This is a genomic window from Aureimonas psammosilenae, from assembly GCF_009176975.1.
Classification (GTDB): Bacteria; Pseudomonadota; Alphaproteobacteria; order Rhizobiales; family Rhizobiaceae; genus Plantimonas; species Plantimonas psammosilenae.
The window spans coordinates 141,244-157,587 of sequence record NZ_WEZG01000012.1; the positions used below are offsets into that span (position 1 = coordinate 141,244).

18 protein-coding genes are annotated in these 16,344 nt (G+C 65.2%); 14 read left to right on the forward strand and 4 right to left on the reverse strand.

Annotated elements, in window-relative coordinates:
- Positions 1 to 67: 67 nt before the first annotated feature.
- The 9 genes from F9929_RS18840 (at position 68) to F9929_RS18880 (ending at position 7,718) form a co-directional block, all read left to right on the forward strand.
- Entirely contained in the window at positions 68 to 1,360 is a 1,293-nt protein-coding gene (locus F9929_RS18840; protein ID WP_152048091.1) for an adenylate/guanylate cyclase domain-containing protein, read from the forward strand.
- Between the two features lie 148 nt (positions 1,361 to 1,508).
- Positions 1,509 to 2,336 (forward strand): UDP-2,3-diacylglucosamine diphosphatase, encoded by an 828-nt coding sequence (locus F9929_RS18845; protein ID WP_152048092.1) that lies wholly within the window; start codon positions 1,509 to 1,511, stop codon positions 2,334 to 2,336.
- Positions 2,336 to 3,370: a glycosyltransferase family 4 protein gene (locus F9929_RS18850; protein WP_152048093.1), complete on the forward strand. Its 1,035-nt coding sequence runs from the start codon at positions 2,336 to 2,338 to the stop codon at positions 3,368 to 3,370. Before F9929_RS18845 ends, F9929_RS18850 begins: the two co-directional genes overlap by 1 nt.
- 102 nt (positions 3,371 to 3,472) lie before the next feature.
- A complete protein-coding gene (locus tag F9929_RS18855) occupies positions 3,473 to 4,303 on the forward strand; it encodes an aldo/keto reductase (RefSeq protein WP_152048094.1) in 831 nt (276 codons plus the stop codon).
- 90 nt (positions 4,304 to 4,393) lie between these two features.
- The gene (locus F9929_RS18860; RefSeq protein ID WP_152048095.1) at positions 4,394 to 4,738 is read left to right on the forward strand and encodes a cupin domain-containing protein; all 345 of its coding nucleotides are present in this window, start codon (positions 4,394 to 4,396) and stop codon (positions 4,736 to 4,738) included.
- A 99-nt stretch (positions 4,739 to 4,837) separates the two neighbouring features.
- Complete coding sequence (locus F9929_RS18865) at positions 4,838 to 5,416, forward strand: Dps family protein (RefSeq protein WP_152048096.1); 579 nt, start codon at positions 4,838 to 4,840, stop codon at positions 5,414 to 5,416.
- Between the two features lie 131 nt (positions 5,417 to 5,547).
- Positions 5,548 to 5,736, forward strand: coding sequence for a hypothetical protein (locus F9929_RS18870; protein WP_152048097.1), 189 nt, complete (start codon positions 5,548 to 5,550; stop codon positions 5,734 to 5,736).
- A 28-nt stretch (positions 5,737 to 5,764) separates the two neighbouring features.
- Positions 5,765 to 6,628: an oxygenase MpaB family protein gene (locus tag F9929_RS18875; RefSeq protein WP_152048098.1), complete on the forward strand. Its 864-nt coding sequence runs from the start codon at positions 5,765 to 5,767 to the stop codon at positions 6,626 to 6,628.
- Positions 6,629 to 6,737: 109 nt separating this feature from the next.
- Positions 6,738 to 7,718, forward strand: a complete 981-nt coding sequence (locus F9929_RS18880; protein ID WP_152048099.1) for an aldo/keto reductase — start codon at positions 6,738 to 6,740, stop codon at positions 7,716 to 7,718.
- A gap of 21 nt (positions 7,719 to 7,739) precedes the next feature.
- Here F9929_RS18880 and maiA read toward each other — a convergent pair whose 3' ends face one another.
- From maiA to F9929_RS18895, 3 genes are all read right to left on the reverse strand, one after another.
- Positions 7,740 to 8,405: a maleylacetoacetate isomerase gene (maiA, locus tag F9929_RS18885; protein ID WP_152048100.1), complete on the reverse strand. Its 666-nt coding sequence runs from the start codon at positions 8,403 to 8,405 to the stop codon at positions 7,740 to 7,742.
- Positions 8,406 to 8,481: 76 nt separating this feature from the next.
- Entirely contained in the window at positions 8,482 to 9,630 is a 1,149-nt protein-coding gene (locus tag F9929_RS18890; RefSeq protein WP_152048101.1) for an L-dopachrome tautomerase-related protein, read from the reverse strand.
- An 83-nt stretch (positions 9,631 to 9,713) separates the two neighbouring features.
- Positions 9,714 to 10,484 (reverse strand): SDR family NAD(P)-dependent oxidoreductase, encoded by a 771-nt coding sequence (locus F9929_RS18895; RefSeq protein WP_152048102.1) that lies wholly within the window; start codon positions 10,482 to 10,484, stop codon positions 9,714 to 9,716.
- Between the two features lie 171 nt (positions 10,485 to 10,655).
- Between F9929_RS18895 and F9929_RS18900 the strand changes: the two genes are divergently transcribed.
- The 5 genes from F9929_RS18900 (at position 10,656) to F9929_RS18920 (ending at position 16,060) form a co-directional block, all read left to right on the forward strand.
- Positions 10,656 to 11,456, forward strand: coding sequence for an SDR family NAD(P)-dependent oxidoreductase (locus tag F9929_RS18900; RefSeq protein ID WP_152048103.1), 801 nt, complete (start codon positions 10,656 to 10,658; stop codon positions 11,454 to 11,456).
- Between the two features lie 33 nt (positions 11,457 to 11,489).
- Complete coding sequence (locus F9929_RS18905) at positions 11,490 to 12,662, forward strand: zinc-dependent alcohol dehydrogenase (RefSeq protein WP_152048104.1); 1,173 nt, start codon at positions 11,490 to 11,492, stop codon at positions 12,660 to 12,662.
- Between the two features lie 180 nt (positions 12,663 to 12,842).
- Positions 12,843 to 13,451 (forward strand): YceI family protein, encoded by a 609-nt coding sequence (locus tag F9929_RS18910; RefSeq protein ID WP_152048105.1) that lies wholly within the window; start codon positions 12,843 to 12,845, stop codon positions 13,449 to 13,451.
- A 70-nt stretch (positions 13,452 to 13,521) separates the two neighbouring features.
- On the forward strand, positions 13,522 to 14,769 hold the full coding sequence (locus F9929_RS18915) for a cytochrome b/b6 domain-containing protein (RefSeq protein WP_152048106.1): 1,248 nt from the start codon (positions 13,522 to 13,524) through the stop codon (positions 14,767 to 14,769).
- A 73-nt stretch (positions 14,770 to 14,842) separates the two neighbouring features.
- The gene (locus F9929_RS18920; RefSeq protein ID WP_268915672.1) at positions 14,843 to 16,060 is read left to right on the forward strand and encodes a TIGR03862 family flavoprotein; all 1,218 of its coding nucleotides are present in this window, start codon (positions 14,843 to 14,845) and stop codon (positions 16,058 to 16,060) included.
- Here F9929_RS18920 and F9929_RS18925 read toward each other — a convergent pair.
- Positions 16,057 to 16,344 (reverse strand): aldehyde dehydrogenase family protein (locus F9929_RS18925; protein WP_152048108.1); only part of this gene is annotated, 288 nt, incomplete at its 5' end. The two genes, F9929_RS18920 and F9929_RS18925, sit on opposite strands and share 4 nt — an antisense overlap.

Genomic DNA, 16,344 nt, shown 5'->3' on the forward strand with positions numbered 1-16,344 from the left:
TCGGATCATCGCGCTTCGCGGCGTGAGCGTCCCCATCCCGTCATTTCGAACTGGATGGAGAGATGCGATGCAGTTCTTCCCTTCCGTTGCTCATGGATCGGCATCGGTGGATAGCGGCCTGTGGCCGCTGCGCCGAACGGCCGTTCTCGACTGGCTCGTGCAGGAAACCAGCGGCGAGCGTTTCATCGACAACATCTTCGTGGAACTGAACCAGCGCTTGAACGAGGGCGGCATTCCGGTGGCGCGCGCGACGCTCGCCCTTCGCATCCAGCATCCGCAATGGTTCGGCGCGAGCTTCATGTGGCGCCGGGGCATGGCCGAAGCGGAGATCGAGACCTACGAGCACGGCCGGCAGGAAACCGCCCTGTACCTCAACAGCCCGATCAAGGCGATCCTGGGCGGCCTGGGCGAGATTCGCGGCCGTTTGGGGGAGCGCGGCAACGGCAACGCCGCCCATTACTCGATCTACGACGAGCTTCGCGCGCAGGGCTATACCGATTATGTGGCCTGGCCGATCGACCATACGCTCGGGCGCCGGCACGTGGTGTCCTTCGCGACGGACCGTCCGGGAGGCTTTCGGGACGACGAGGTCGAACTCCTGCGCGATCTTCTGCCGGCCTTCGCCCTCGTCAGCGAAATCCGGCTGAAGAACCGCCTCGCCCGCACGCTCCTCGACACCTATGTCGGCCCCCACGCAAGCGCCGAAATCCTGGCGGGCGCCATCACGCGCGGCAGCGGCACCACGGTTGGCGCGGCGATCCTGATCTGCGACCTTCGCGACTTCACCAATCTTTCCGAGCTTTGGCCGCGCGACGACGTGATCGACATGCTGAACGGCTATTTCGATGCGATGTCGGAGCCGATCGAGAAGCATGGCGGCGAAATCCTGAAATTCGTCGGCGACGGTCTTCTGGCCATCTTCCCGCTCGACAAGCCGACCGCCGCGGTGGACCTCCTGCGCGCCGTCGCCGAAGCGCAGAGCGCGATGGTCGCCTTGAACCTCAAGCACGAACAGCTCGGCCGTCCGACGCTCGGCTACGGCATCGGCATCCATGTCGGCGACGTGATGTACGGCAATATCGGCTCCAAGCGGCGTCTCGACTTCACCGTGATCGGACCGGCGGTGAACATCGCCGCGCGGCTGGAAGCCCTGACCAAAAAGGTGAAGCGCCCCGTTCTCCTGTCCAAGACCTTCGCCGAGATGGCGGGGTGCCAGAAGACCCTGGAAAGCCTCGGCGCTTATCCGCTGAAGGGCCTCGGCGAACCGATCGAGGTCTTCGCCTTCGCGGGCGACCGATGCAGCGCGGCAGCCGCCGAAGCGGAGGAGACCGTCGAAAGCTTTCCACCGCTTCTCGCCTGAGGTCATCCCCGCCGAACGGCACCCGCCTTCCGCGCGTGTCGTCCATGCCGCAGTGAACTGATCACCCCGGCAGCGGGTCGGGCTTTGTCACAAGCCTGCAAACGGAATCGTGCATGTCTCCCGCATCGAACAGCGGAGACCGCATGCCATGCCCGTTGCTCCCACAGAAACCCGACAGTTCCGCACGCTTTTTATCTCCGACGTTCATCTCGGCTCGAAGGCAGCCCAAGCCGATCTCCTGATCGACTTTCTGCGCTTCCATGAGGCCGAGACGATCTATCTCGTCGGCGATATCTTCGACGGGTGGCGGCTGAAACGCTCCTGGCACTGGCCGCAATCGCATAACGACGTGGTGCAGAAGCTCCTGCGCAAGGCGCGCAAGGGCACGCGCATCGTTTATATCCCCGGCAACCACGACGAAGTGCTGCGCGATTTTCCCGGCCAGCATTTCGGCGGCATCGAAGTGCGGCAGAACGACATCCACCAAACCGCCGACGGACGGCGCTTCCTCGTGATGCACGGCGACGAGTTCGACGTGGTGGTGCGCAATGCCCGCCTTCTCGCCTATCTCGGCGACTGGGCCTATGACGCGGCGATCGCGATCAACGTGGTGTTCAACCGCGTCCGGCGGGCGCTCGGCTTTCCCTACTGGTCCTTCTCGTCCTGGGCGAAGCTGAAGGTGAAGAACGCCGTGTCCTTCATCGGCGCCTTCGAAACGGCGCTGGCGGAAGAAGCGCGGCGGCAGAACTGCGACGGCGTGATTTGCGGCCATATCCACCATGCCGAGATCGCGACGCGCGAGGGCATTCAATACGTCAATACCGGCGACTGGGTGGAAAGCTGCACGGCGGTCGCCGAGGGGCCGGACGGCTCGCTCGAACTCATCCGCTGGACGAATGTCGTCAAGGTGGAGGGTCGTCGTCGCGGCAAGGTGCCGGTTCCGACGCTGGCGCATCTTCTGGACGAGGCCGCCTGATGCGCCTTCTTTTGGCGACCGACGCCTGGGAGCCCCAGGTCAACGGCGTGGTCCGCACGCTCTCAAACCTCGCCCGCGAACTGTCGGCGCGCGGCGTGGAGGTCAAGATCGTCGCGCCGCGCGACTTTCGCACCGTTCCCTGCCCGACCTATCCCGAAATCCGGTTGGCGCTCGCGACCAGCTTCCGCCTCGGGCGCGAGATCGATGCGTTCCGGCCCGACACGATCCATATCGCGACGGAAGGCCCGGTCGGCATCGCGGCGCGCCGGGCGGCCCTTCAGCGCGGCCTGCCCTTCACCACGAGCTTCCACACCCGCTTTCCCGAATATATCGCCAAGCGCGCGCCGGTGCCGGACAGTTTCTCCTACGCCCTTCTTCGCCGCTTCCATGCCCCCGCCGCCTCCTGTCTCGTGCCGACGGAAAGCATCCGGCGCGATCTCGAAGGGCGGGGTTTCCGCAACCTCGTTGTCTGGACGCGCGGGGTCGATCGTGCCGAGTTCTGCCAGACCGAGCCGCTGCCGCTCGGCCTGCCCGGCCCGATCTTCCTTTGCGTGTCGCGCATCGCGCCGGAAAAGAACCTTTCCGCCTTTCTCGATCTCGATCTGCCGGGCTCCAAAGTCGTGGTCGGGGCCGGCCCGTCGCTCGCCCAGATGATCGCGCGCTATCCGAAGGTCCATTTCGCCGGGCTCCAGACCGGCGAGGCCCTGGCGCGATACTATGCCAGCGCCGATGTCTTCGTGTTTCCCTCGCTCACCGACACCTTCGGCATCGTGATGATCGAGGCCCTGGCCTGCGGCGTGCCGGTGGCCGCCTTTCCCGTTCCAGGGCCGCTCGACGTGATCGGCAATTCGGGCGCGGGCGTCCTGTCGCCGGACCTCCGCCAGGCCTGCCTCGACGCGCTCGCCTTGCCCCGCGAGGCGGCCTATCGCCGCTCGCTCGACTTCTCCTGGGAAGCCTGCGCCGACATCTTCGTCGACGCGACGGAACGCGCGCTCCAAGCGGGCACGGCGAACCGGCTGCGCTTGGCCGGCTGAGTCAAATCGTACCGATGGCGATGGATTTGGCGGCGGCCCGCGCCAAGTCCGTCGAAACCGGGGGGCGCTTTCAAGGCCCCGAGACAGTTTCGAGGAGCCTTCATGTCCGAACAGCCCACCGTCACCTTCAACGACGGTCGCTCGATCCCGCAGGTCGGTCTCGGCGTTTGGCGCACGCCGAACGACCAGGCCGCGACCGTCGTTTCCACCGCGCTTCGCGCCGGCTATCGCCATGTCGACACGGCCGCCGCCTATGACAACGAGAAGGGCGTCGGCGAAGGCTTGCGCGCGGCCAGCGTCGATCGTTCGCAGGTCTTCGTCACCACCAAGCTCTGGAACGCCGAGCAAGGCTTCGACTCGACGCTTCGCGCCCTCGAAGCGAGCCTCGAACGGCTCGGCCTCGACCATGTCGACCTTTACCTGATCCATTGGCCGATGCCGAAGAAGGACCTCTACGTCGATACCTGGCGCGCCTTGATCCGCGCGAAGGAAGACGGCAAGGCGCGCTCGATCGGCGTGTCCAACTTCACCGCCGAGCATCTCGACCGCATCATCGGCGAAACCGATGTAACGCCGGTTCTCAACCAGATCGAACTCCATCCGCGCTTCCAGCAGCGCCAGATGCGGGCGGTGCACGAGAAGCTCGGCATCAAGACGCAATCCTGGAGCCCGCTCGGCCAAGGCCAACTTCTCGAAGACCCGGCGATCGCCCGGATCGCGGAAAAGCACGGCAAGACGCCCGCGCAGGTCATCATTCGCTGGCACATCGACAACGGTCTCATCGTGATCCCGAAATCCGTGACGCCGAGCCGCATCGAGCAGAACTTCCAGGTCTTCGACTTCAAGCTCGACGCCGAGGATTTGAAAGCCGTGGAAGGACTGGACGATTCCAACGGCCGGATCGGTCCCGATCCGATGACGGCCGACTTCTGATTTCTCTCAAGCTTTCGGCAGCGCGGCGGGAACGGCGCGCCGCCGCCAAACGTCTTGAGAATGATCCCATCGCGCAAGGAGCCAAGTCCGATGACCGATACGAGCGTCAAGAAGGTCATGAGCGCCACCTCGCCGCGCGGCGACCAGGGGCAAATCTACCTTGCCTCCGGCAAGCGCGTTTCCATGCGCCTTTGGAAGGACGAGGAGCCGAACGCCGACAAGGAACCGAGCCGGCATTCCTACGAGGTCGTCGGCTACGCCATTTCAGGGAAGGCCGAACTGAAGATCGAAGGGCAGACGATCCTGATCGAGCCCGGCGATTCATGGCTCGTGCCGGCCGATGCCGAGCACACCTATCGCATCATCGAGACCTTCACGGCCGTCGAAGCGACGAGCCCGCCGGCCGAGGTGCATGGCCGCGAACATGGCGGCTGAACGTCTGAACCCGCGACGACGAGCCATCATGCCGCAATGCGGGAACGGTCGCTTCGCGCAGACATTAGAACCGTTACAAACTACAGGAGTGATACGAGCATGGCGAAAAACGCCGAAGGCGCCGCCCAGCCGCAATACAAGGTCGAATATCGCGAGATCCAGCCTTTCGGCACGCTGAAGCAGCTTCCGCTGGCGCTGGAAGACAACGCGCGCAAGCAGAGCATCGATATTCTCAATCAGGTGCTCGCCGATACGATCATGATCCGCGACCTCTACAAGAAGCACCATTGGCAGATGTCCGGCGCGACCTTCTACCAGCTTCACCTGCTTCTGGACGAGCACTACAAGATCCAGTCGGCGCTGGTCGATACGATCGCGGAACGCATCATGGCGCTCGGCGGCATCAGCATCGCCGCCCCGCAGGACGTGGTGGAGCTGACCAAGATTCCGCGCCCGCCGAAGGGCCGCGAGGATGTGCCGACCCAGCTCGCCCGCCTGCTGGAAGCGCACGAAATCATCCTTCGCGAATGCCACGAAGGGGCCGACGCAGCCGATGAGTCGGGTGACGACGGTACGAACGACCTTCTGGTCAGCGATGTGATCCGCGCGAACGAGCCCCAGGTGTGGTTCATCGCCGAGCATCTGGCGGAAACCGAACTGGTTCGTCCCAACAAGTAAAACGCCGACCCGCACGGAAGCGCCGCGTCCCTGAACAAGGATTCGGCGCTTTCGCGCATGGAGGGAACGGCTCCCCGCATCGTCGGTTGGGCCGAAGTCGAATCGCATCACGGCATCGTGGAAAGAAGACCATGGCGAACGAGAAGAAGCTGAAGACATTTGAAATCCGCACCGACGGCTCGGGCGAAGGCGCGACGCTACACATCGCCGACGAGTCGGGGGGCGAACTCGTCCTGACCGCGACGCGCGAGCAGCTCGACCTCATCGCCGACGAGATCGACGATCTTCTGAACACCACCGACGAGGCCGACGAGGTCTGATCGGCGAAGAGGAGCGGATAAAGACACGATGTTCGGCATCCGCGACCGTTTGCAAGGCGAAGTCCACAAGCTCGTGGGCTTCGGCTCGGGTGTGGTCGATCTCGACAATCCTCGCGGCGATCCCGGCCTCTTCGGGCCGGGCTCCGTCACCTGGAAAGTGCATGGCGACTTCACTTCCATGATGATCGGCGGCATCTCGGCTCTCCTTCTCCAGATGCTGCATCCCGGAGCGCTTGCCGGGGTCTGGGATCATTCCGATTTTCGCCGCGATATGGTCGGGCGGCTCAAGGGAACGGCGCAGTTCATTTCCGGAACGACCTACGCTTCGGTCGGCGAGGCGACGCGGCTCATCGAGCGGGTGCAGCGCATTCATGATCGCGTGCACGGTACCCTGCCGGATGGAACGCCTTATTCCGCCAACGATCCCGCGCTTCTCACCTGGGTGCACGTTGCGGAAGTGAAGGCCTTTCTCGACGCCTATCTGCGCTATCGCGATCCTGCTCTGCCGGTCGCCGAACAGGACCGCTACTTCCGTGAATATGCGCTTGTCGCACAACGTCTTGGGGCGCTGGACGTGCCGCAATCGCGAGCGGAAGTGGAAGCCTATCTCCAGTCCATGCGCCCTGCCCTCCGCTACGACGAGCGCACGCGCCAAGTCGCCCATGCGCTTCTGTCGCAACCGGCCCCGAACGCCCTTCTCGGCCCTTTCCGGGAAGTCGCGATGGATGCCGGGATCGACCTCCTGCCCGTCTGGGCGGCGCGGATGCACGGCTTCGAGATGTCGGAAATCCGTCGTCAGGCCATCAGGGCCGGCGTCAGCGGGGTCGGCACCGTCACCCGCTGGGCGATGCGCGACGGCTCGGCCGCCCGCGCCCGCCGCCGGGTCGCTTGACGGATCGACGGAACGGGACGGCGGCTAGTCAAGTTCTGCGAGCCCGGTCGTCGCTCGCTCCATCCTGAACCCCATATAGAACCCACGCATGAAACGAACGGAGAGCGATATGCTCCAGAAGCGCAAGCTCGGCAGCCAGGGTCTCGAAGTGTCCGCCCTCGGCCTCGGCTGCATGGGGATGAGCCAGTCCTATGGCAGTTTCGACGACGCGGAATCCATCGCCACCCTGCATCGCGCGATCGAACTCGGCGTCACCTTCTTCGACACGGCCGAAGTCTACGGCCCCTTCACCAACGAGGAACTTCTCGGCCGCGCCTTCGCTGACCGCCGCGATAAGGTGACGATCGCCACCAAGTTCGGCTTCGTGATCGGCAAGGACCGCTTGTCGCAGGCCGACAGCCGGCCGAAGCATATCCGCGAGGTCGTGGACGCTTCGCTGAAGCGGCTGCGAACCGACCATATCGACCTTCTCTACCAGCACCGCGTCGACCCGAATGTGCCGATCGAGGACGTGGCGGGAGCGGTCGGGGAACTGGTGCAGGCCGGCAAGGTACGCTTCTTCGGCCTGTCGGAAGCCGGCGCGGGCACGGTCCGTCGCGCCCACGGCGTTCATCCCGTTTCCGCGCTGCAAAGCGAATACTCGCTTTGGGAGCGCAATCTCGAAGACGAGATCATTCCGGCTTTGCGCGAACTCGGCATCGGCCTCGTGCCCTTCAGTCCGCTCGGACGCGGCTTTCTGACCGGCACGGCGCAGCGGGCGGAGGACTATCCGGAAGGCGATTTCCGCCGCGGCGATCCGCGCTTCCAGGGCGAGAACTTCGACGCCAACATGCGCGCCGCCGACGAGGTGAAGGCGCTGGCGGACGAGAAGGGCGTCAAGCCCGGCCAGATCGCGCTCGCCTGGCTTCTCCACCGGGGCGACGACGTGGTGCCGATCCCCGGCACCAAGCGCCGCACTTATCTGGAAGAGAACGTGGCGTCAGCCGCCATCCAGCTTTCCGCCGACGACCTGTCGCGTCTCGAGGCGGCGCTGAAGACCACTGCCGGCCCGCGCTATCCGGAAAGAATGATGGCGCTGATCGACCGCTGACATAATCGCCGGCGCGGGGCTTCACCGCGCCGGCGCACCTTCCTGTCGGAACGGGTCGGCATCGGCGAATTCCGGCATGGCGTTGCAGGCGGCAACGATACGGTCCACCGTCGGCACGCCTTCCGCCTTGATACCGAAGACCTGCATGACCGCCGGAATGCTGCACAGGCAGATATCGGCGATGGTCACGCGGTCGCCATGGCAGAAAGTGCCGGTGTCGGGCTCGGCCGCCAGTCTCTGCTCCATGGCCTGAAGGCCGGTGGTGAACCAGCGGGTCTGCCAAGCCTTCCAGGCCTCGGCATCGAAGCCGTGCTCGCCGGTCAGAACTTTCCGCACGCGCGGCACGACGAGCGGATGGGTGTCGGCGGCCATCATCAGGGCAAGCGATCGGACGCGCGCCCGACCTAAGGGATCGGCGGGCAGAAGCGCAGGCTCCGGCGCAGTTTCTTCCAGATATTCGAGGATCGCGAGCGACTGCGTCAGCGGCGCGGCGTCATTCGAGACGCGAAGCGCCGGAATGGCGCCCATCGGGTTCAGCTTCAGGAATTCCGGATCGCGCTGCTCGCCCTTTTCGAGATCGACGATCCGCTCCTTCGCCGTCAGTCCCTTCAGGGCCAGGGCGACGCGCACCCGGTAGGTCGCGGAGGTGCGCCAGAAGGCATAAAGCTCGAACGAGTTGTCGGACATCGTGAAACCGCCTTTGAATGCGAAGGAAGCAAGGCACCGGCATCTGGTGCCTTGCTTCCCCACGTCCAGAAGGACGTTACTTCGGCTGCGCGTTGCCCTGGTTGATCCGCCAAAGCTCCGTCGGCAGGCTCGCGGGGGCGTCCGGCTTGAAGAAGGCCGAGTCCTGAATGTGCGACGAGGTGATGTAGACCACGCCGTCCGGGCCTTCCGAGAAGGTGTCGGGCCAGCGCAGGCGCGCGTCCTTGACGAGGATCTTCGGCTCAGCATTCGGGCCGGCATCGAGATCGCGGATCTTCACCGCGTCCTCCTGCGGGGCCGAGACATACATGTCGCCGCTTTCCCGCCCGATCAAAAGGCCGTCCGCCACGCCGTTATTGCCGAAGGGCTCCACGAGATCGGCCACGTCCCGGCCTGCCATGGCGCGTTCAGTGAGGTCCTTGGTCGGCACGCGGTAGAGCTTGGAGCCCTTGATCGCCTGCCAGTAGAGATGCGCGCCGTCCTTGGACAGCGCGATGCCGTCGGCGGAAAACTCGACGCCGCGCCCGTCCGGCCGGCGCAGCGGCTTGCCGTCCGCCTGGACCACGAGGCCCTTCTCGACCTGCGTGGACGGATGCCCGTCGAGAACCCTCACCGTCTTGCCGCTTTCGAGATCCACGACGAGAAGCGCGCCCTTGGCACCGGAATCGGTGATGAAGGCATGGCGGCCGTCCACGGAAAAGCGCACGTCGTTGAGATAGGAGCCCTGCGGTGCGGCGATCTCGTCGAAGGCGATCGTCTTCACCGCCTTATTGGTCTTCAGGTCGATCTTGACGAGCTTCGCGCCGCCCGGCACCAGAATGGCTTGCGCCGGCGCGGCGGCGTCCAGGACCCAAAGCCCGCCTCGTTTGTCGGCGACGACGCTCTGGACGCAGACGAAATGCTGCTGCGGGGCGAGCTCGTCCTTCCGGGCATTGCGCCAAGCGTTCCACTCGTCATCCGGATAGGCCTTGATCGAACCGTCCTTGGCGACCTCCGCGACGGACACGGGCGAGTCTTCCGTCCAGCGGGGGAAGTTGACGAAGATGCGGTTGTCCTCGGAAACGGTGACGCCCGTCACCTGATGCGGAAAGTCGGCCACCTTCTCGAGGCTCGCCTTCGCCGCTTCCTGCGCCGTCGCGGCGGGAACGGGCGCCAGAAGAACGAGCGCGAGAAGAGCGCCGAACCGTGTGGAGGACAAGGACCGCATTCCGTTTCCTTTCAAGCGAGACACGCGTGGTCTGCCCGAAAGGCGGGCGCCCGCCGTTTGGTTGCACGTCACGACAGCTCGCCTCATGCGCCGCCCCATTGCATGGTGAGGCCGCCATCCATCACCCAGGTCTGCCCCGTCACGTAGTCGCCGTCGTCGCTGGCAAGAAACAAGGCGAGGCGCGCGATCTCCTCCGGCTGACCGGCGCGGTGCCACGGGATCTTCTCGAAGGATTCCGCGCGGGCCTTCGGGTCGTCCAGGCGATCCTGCGTCATCGGCGTCTGGATGAGGCCGGGCGCGATGTTGTTGACGTTGATCTTGTCCTCGGCGAGTTCCCGCGACAAGCTGCGGGCGAAGGAACCGAGCCCGGCCTTCGCCATGCCGTAGGGCGCGCTTTCGGGCGTCGGCAGATGCTGGGCGACGGAGGAGATGTTGACGATCCGTCCGCCCCCGCCGTTCTGACGACGCAGGCGAATGAAGGGCCGGGCGCAGAACAGCGGCCCCATCAGGTTGGTACGAAGGACGCTTTCCAGCGCTTCGTCGGTGAGGTCCGCGACCTCGGCATCGTCCGGCGCGATGCCGGCATTATTAACGAGAATGTCGAGGGGCCCGAGATCGCGCGCGACAGCCTCGTAGATCTTCGCGACGGAAGCCGGATCGCCGACATCGCCCTGAAGAACGAGCGCCTTGCGGCCCGCAGCCTCGACGCGCCGCCGGGTCTCGGCCGCACCTTCCGCATCCGTGTGATACACCACGGCGACATCCGCGCCTTGTTCCGCGAAGATCGCCGCGATGGCCTGCCCGATGCCGGAATCGCCGCCCGTCACGAGGGCGCGCTTGTTCTGTAGTTTCATGAAAGTCGTTCCCGTTGCGCCTTGGCCGAAGCGTCGCTCGGCCGGTCATCGGGCAAACGCTCCGGCGAGCCCTCCCGGCGCGGCATAATCGAGAGCCAGCCAACCCTTTCCCACAACCCAGGCGGAACCGTCGCGGAATCCCTCCGGTTTGCCGATCAAAGGGAGCTTTTCATGAGCAATACAACCAGCCGGCCCCTGGCCGTCGTCACCGGCGGTTCGAACGGCATCGGCTTCGAGCTCGCCGTGCAGTTCGTGGAAAACGGCTACGATATCCTGATCGCGGCCGAGAACGCCGCTCACCTGGAAGAAGCGGCGACGCGATTGCGCCGAAACGGAGCCGAGATCGCCGTTCATGCCGGCGACCTTTCCACTGAACAGGGCGTCGACGGTTTGTACGAGGCGATTCGCTCGGGTGGACGTCCGGTGGACGCGCTTTGCGTCAATGCCGGCGTCGGCCTCGGCGGCGCGTTCGCCGAGACCGATCTTCAGAAAGAGCTGAAGATGATCGACCTCAACGTGCGCGGCGCGGTTCAACTCACCAAGCTGGTCCTGAAGGACATGGCGGCGCGAGACGCGGGCAAAATCCTTCTCACCTCCTCCATCGCTTCCACCATGCCCGACCCCTTCGAGGCGGTGTACGGGGCGACCAAGGTGTTCCTGCGCTGGTTCGGGGAGGCGCTGCACAACGAGCTGAAGGACACGGGCGTGTCCGTCACCGTGCTGCTGCCGGGCGTGACCGAAACGAACTTCTTCAACCGCGCCGAGATGATGGACACGAAAGCCGGAGCCTCGAACTCCAAGGACGATCCGGCCGTGGTCGCCAAGGCGGCTTTCGAGGCGCTGGAAGCCGGCAAGGACAAGATCACCCCGACGCTGAAGAACAAAGTCATGGGCGTCGTGGCCGACATGCTGCCCGACCGCGCGGCTGCCCAGATTCACCGCGGCATGTCCGAGCCCGGCTCCGCGAACTGAACTCCTCCCCCAACCCGTCAAGGATCGACATCCATGAAAGCACTCACCTGGCACGGCAAGGGCGACATGCGCTGCGAAAGCGTGCCCGACCCCAAGATCGAGGACGCGCGCGACGCGATCATCAAGGTCACGTCCTGCGCGATCTGCGGCTCCGATCTCCACATCTATGACGGCGTCATTCCGTCCATGCAGCACGGCGACGTGATCGGCCACGAGACCATGGGCGAAGTGGTGGATGTCGGCTCCGGCGCGTCCTCCAAGCTGAAGGTCGGCGATCGGGTCGTCATCCCCTTCGTGATCGCCTGCGGCGAATGCTTCTTCTGCCAGCGCGGTTATTTCTCCGGCTGCGAGCGCTCCAATCCGGACCGCGAGAAGGCTGCGAAGCTCTGGGGCAACGCGCCCGCCGGCCTGTTCGGCTATTCGCATCTCCTCGGCGGCTATGCCGGCGGCCAAGCCGAATATATCCGCGTGCCCTATGCCGATGTGGGCCCGATCAAGATCCCGGACGGCATGACCGACGAGCAGGCCCTGTTCCTGTCGGACATCTTCCCGACCGGCTACATGGGCGCCGAGATGTGCAACATCAAAGGCGGCGAGACCATCGCGGTCTGGGGCTGCGGGCCGGTCGGCCAGTTCTCCATCCGCTCCGCCTTCATGCTCGGCGCCGAGCGGGTGATCGCCATCGACACGGTGCCGGAGCGCCTCGCCATGGCGCGGGCGGCCGGCGCGATCACCATCGACTTCAAGGAAGAGGACGTCTACGACCGCATCATGGCGCTCACCAACGGGCGCGGCGCGGATGGCTGCATCGATGCGGTGGGCTCGGAAGCCGATGCGACGGCCAGCGTCGATTCAGTGATCGACCGCATCAAGGTCGCGACCTTCATGGGTACCGACCGCCCGCATGTCCTCAGGCAGGCGATCCATTGCTGCCGCAACTTCGGCGTCGTCGCGGTGATCGGCGTTTACGGCGGCTTCCTCGACAAAATCCCCTTCGGTTCCGCCATCAATCGCGGCATCACCATGAAAATGGCGCAGACGCCGGTGCAGTTCTATCTGGAGAAGCTCCTCGGGCGGATCGAGAACGGGGAGATCGATCCCTCATTCGTGATCACGCACACCGCCCCGCTCGCGGACGGGCCGGAACTCTACAAGACCTTCCGGGACAAGAAGGACGGATGCATCAAGGTCGTCCTGAAGCCTTGATTCGAAACGGCTTTCGAGCGGCGTCCTTCGGGGCGCCGCTTTTGCGCATGACATCGAAATGTGAACGGCGGCCCCAAAACTTCGCATTCAAGTGAACAGTGCGTCTTGTCCGGGGCTATTTCGCCTGCCTGGAGCGATCGTTAGGTTCGCCCTCATTCCATTTCGGAAGAAGGAAACCCGATGTCGCTCCTGAAGTCCCTCGCCGTTGCCGGCGCGCTTCTCGCCGGCTTGTCCGCCGCCTCGGCGCAGACGATCAGCGTGCCCTCCGGAACCTACAAGGCCGATCCCGCCCATACCAACGTTCTCTGGACCGTCAGCCATTTCGGCCTGTCCAACTATATCGGCCGCTTCCGCACCATCGCCGCAACGCTCGACCTCGACGCCAGCGACCCGACGAAGTCCAAGCTGACCGCGACGATCGACCCGGCCTCCGTCGATACGAACTATCCGGGCAAGGACAAGGACTTCAACGCCGAGATCGCGAGCCCGATGTTCCTCGACGCCGCCAAGTTCGGCAAGATCGAGTTCGTGTCCAACAAGATCGAAACCACGGGCGACAACACCGGTAAGGTGACGGGCGACCTGACGCTCCACGGCGTGACGAAGCCGGTGGTACTCGACGTCAAGCTGAACGCGCAGTTGAACCCGCATCCGATGTCCAAGAAGCCGGCGATCGGCTTCTCCGCCACCGGCACGATCAAGCGCTCCGAGTTCGGCATCGCGACCCTGGTCGGTCCGGTTGCCGACGACGTCAAGCTGACGATCGAGAGCGAGTTCGTTCCGCAGTAAGCGGACAAGACACGAAAGGGCGGGTGCGGACGCATCCGCCCTTTTTCGTATTCCAAAGCGGGACGATTCCATGACGGCGATGGGCAAGGTGCGCGGCTACAATGCCGGCGCGATGCTTCTCCATTGGGCGATAGCGCTCGCGATCATTCTGCAGATCGCCGGTGGCTTCGCCATGATGCACACGCAAATCATTCCGGACGCGCTGCGCTTCACCACCTTCCAATGGCACAAGACGATCGGCCTCCTCGTCCTGGCCTTGACGCTCGCCCGCATCGCCTGGCGCCTCCTCAACCCGCCGCCGGCCCATGCGCCGATGTCGCGGGTCGAAAGCGGCCTCGCGCATCTCGTGCATTTCCTTTTTTACCTGCTGATGCTCGCCGTGCCGCTGGCCGGCTGGCTGGTCGTGTCGGTTTCGCCGACCGCGATCCCGACGCTTCTCGCCATGTCGCCCGATCTTCCCTGGCCGCACCTGCCTCTGCCGGCCGCGTGGAAGGGCGAAGGCGTGTCCGATCTCGCCGGCACGATGCATGCGGTTCTGGCTTATTCGACGCTCGGCCTGCTCGTTCTTCATGTCGCCGGCGCGATCAAGCATTCGGCGATCGACCGCGAGCCATCCTTTTCCCGCATGATGCCGCTCGGCCGGTTGCCGCGTCAGTCGACGGCATTTTTGGCCGTGCCGCTGGCGGCCGGGCTCGCGGTCGCCTTCTTCGGCGGCGGCTTGGCCGCAGGGCGTCTCGGGCCGGAATCTACATCCCTTGCGGTCAATGCCGCGCCCGGTGAAAGTGCGCCGGCCGCGACGGGCGCTTCGGCCTGGACAATCGACAAGACCGCGTCCAGCATCCGCTACGAGGTCGCCTTTTCCGGCAACCCGATCGGCGGCACGTTGGGCCGCTGGGATGCCGCGATCGCCTTCGACCCGGCAAAGCCGACCGAGGGCTCGGCCAAGGTGACGGTGGACGCCGCATCGATCGACGTGGAAGACGCCTTCGTCAAATCCAACGTTCCCGGCCCCGACGGTTTCGATGTCGCCGCCCATCCGACGGTCACACTCTCGGTCGATCGTTTCGAGGCGGCGGCGAACGGCTTCGTCGGCCACGGCACGATGAACGTGAAGGACAAGATCGTGCCGCTCTACCTGCCCTTCATTTTCACGGAAAGCGATGGACGCGCGCATGTCACGGCCTCGGTCGTGCTGGATCGCCTCGTGCTCGGCCTTGGCCTCCAGAACGATTCCACCGCGCAGTGGCTGGGCAAGGACGTGACGGTGAAGCTCGATCTCTTCGCCACCCGAGCGGGCGCGGCCTCGCCGCAAAGCTGAAGCCTCGCCGCGCTGGCGTCGAAGGCGTTTTCCCTTTATCGACCGGCACATGGATCGAGCCGGAAATGAAGGCGTGACGACACATTCGGTCGCGGTGATCGGCGGCGGGCCGGCGGGGCTCATGGCCGCCGAACGGTTGGCGTCGAGCGGTCATCGCGTCAGCGTCTTCGAGCGGATGCCGACCTTCGGGCGCAAATTCCTGCTCGCCGGCAAGTCCGGCCTCAACCTCACCCATTCGGAAGACTACGCCCGCTTCCGCACACGCTTCGGCGCAGGCCTGCCTCATCTGGCCGCCGCCCTCGACGGCTTCACGCCGAGCGACATGCGCGAATGGGCGGCGGGCCTCGGCATCGAGACGTTCGTCGGCTCTTCCGGCCGCGTTTTTCCCACCACGATGAAAGCCTCGCCGCTTCTGCGCGCCTGGCTGAGGCGGCTGGAGGGGTCTGGCGTCACCCTTCTGGCACGCCATCGTTGGAAGAGGTTCAGTGAAAACGGCGCGCTTCTTTTCGAGACCCCGAAGGGCGAGAAGACGATCCGGGCCGACGCCACGCTTCTGGCGCTCGGGGGCGCGAGCTGGCCGCGCCTCGGCTCGGACGGCGCGTGGCAGCCGTGGCTTCAAGATCGAGGCGTCGCGGTCGAACCCTTCCGCCCGGCCAATTGCGGGTTCGATGTGGAATGGGGCGCCGACTTCGCGAACCGCTTCGCGGGCGAGCCGGTGAAGGCGGTTTCGGCACGATCCGACGGGGCGCAGGTTCAGGGCGAGTTCGTGGTGACGCGGACCGGCATCGAAGGAAGCCTCGTCTATGCTCATGCGAGCGCCCTGCGCGACGGCCTGGAGCGAAACGGCACGGCCGCCCTTTTCCTCGACCTGACCCCCGGCCGCACCGCCGCCGCGCTGGAAACGGCGATCGCAAAACAAGGCGGGAAAACGAGCCTTTCCAACCTGCTTCGAAAAGCCGCCGGACTATCCGGCGTCAAAGCGGCGCTTCTTCGCGAAGTCGGGGGATCGACGCTGCCTCGCGATCCAGCGGCTCTGGCGCGGGCGATCAAGTCCCTGCCCTTGCGCGTCGTGCGACCGCGCCCGATCGAGGAGGCGATCTCATCGGCCGGCGGCGTGGCGCTTTCGGAAGTCGGCACCGGCTTCGGCCTTCGCGCGATGCCGGGCGTATTCGTTTCCGGCGAAATGCTGGATTGGGAAGCCCCGACCGGCGGCTATCTTCTCACCGCCTGCTTCGCCACCGGCTTAGCGGCGGCGAAGGGCGTGGAGGATTGGCTCGCCGCGCGGAACTAAAGGCCCGACAGCGCGACGTATTTGAGTTCGAGATAGCCCTCGATGCCGTGGTGGGAGCCTTCGCGGCCGAGGCCGGACTGCTTGACGCCGCCGAACGGCGCCATCTCGTTGGCCAGCGCGCCGGTGTTGACCCCGACCATGCCCGACTGCAGCGCCTCGGCCACCGTGAAGATGCGCTTCATGTCGCGGGCGTAGAAATAGCTCGCCAGCCCGAACTCCGTTGAGTTCGCCATCGCGATCACGTCCGCCTCGTTTCGGAACGTGATGATCGGGGCCAGCGGCGC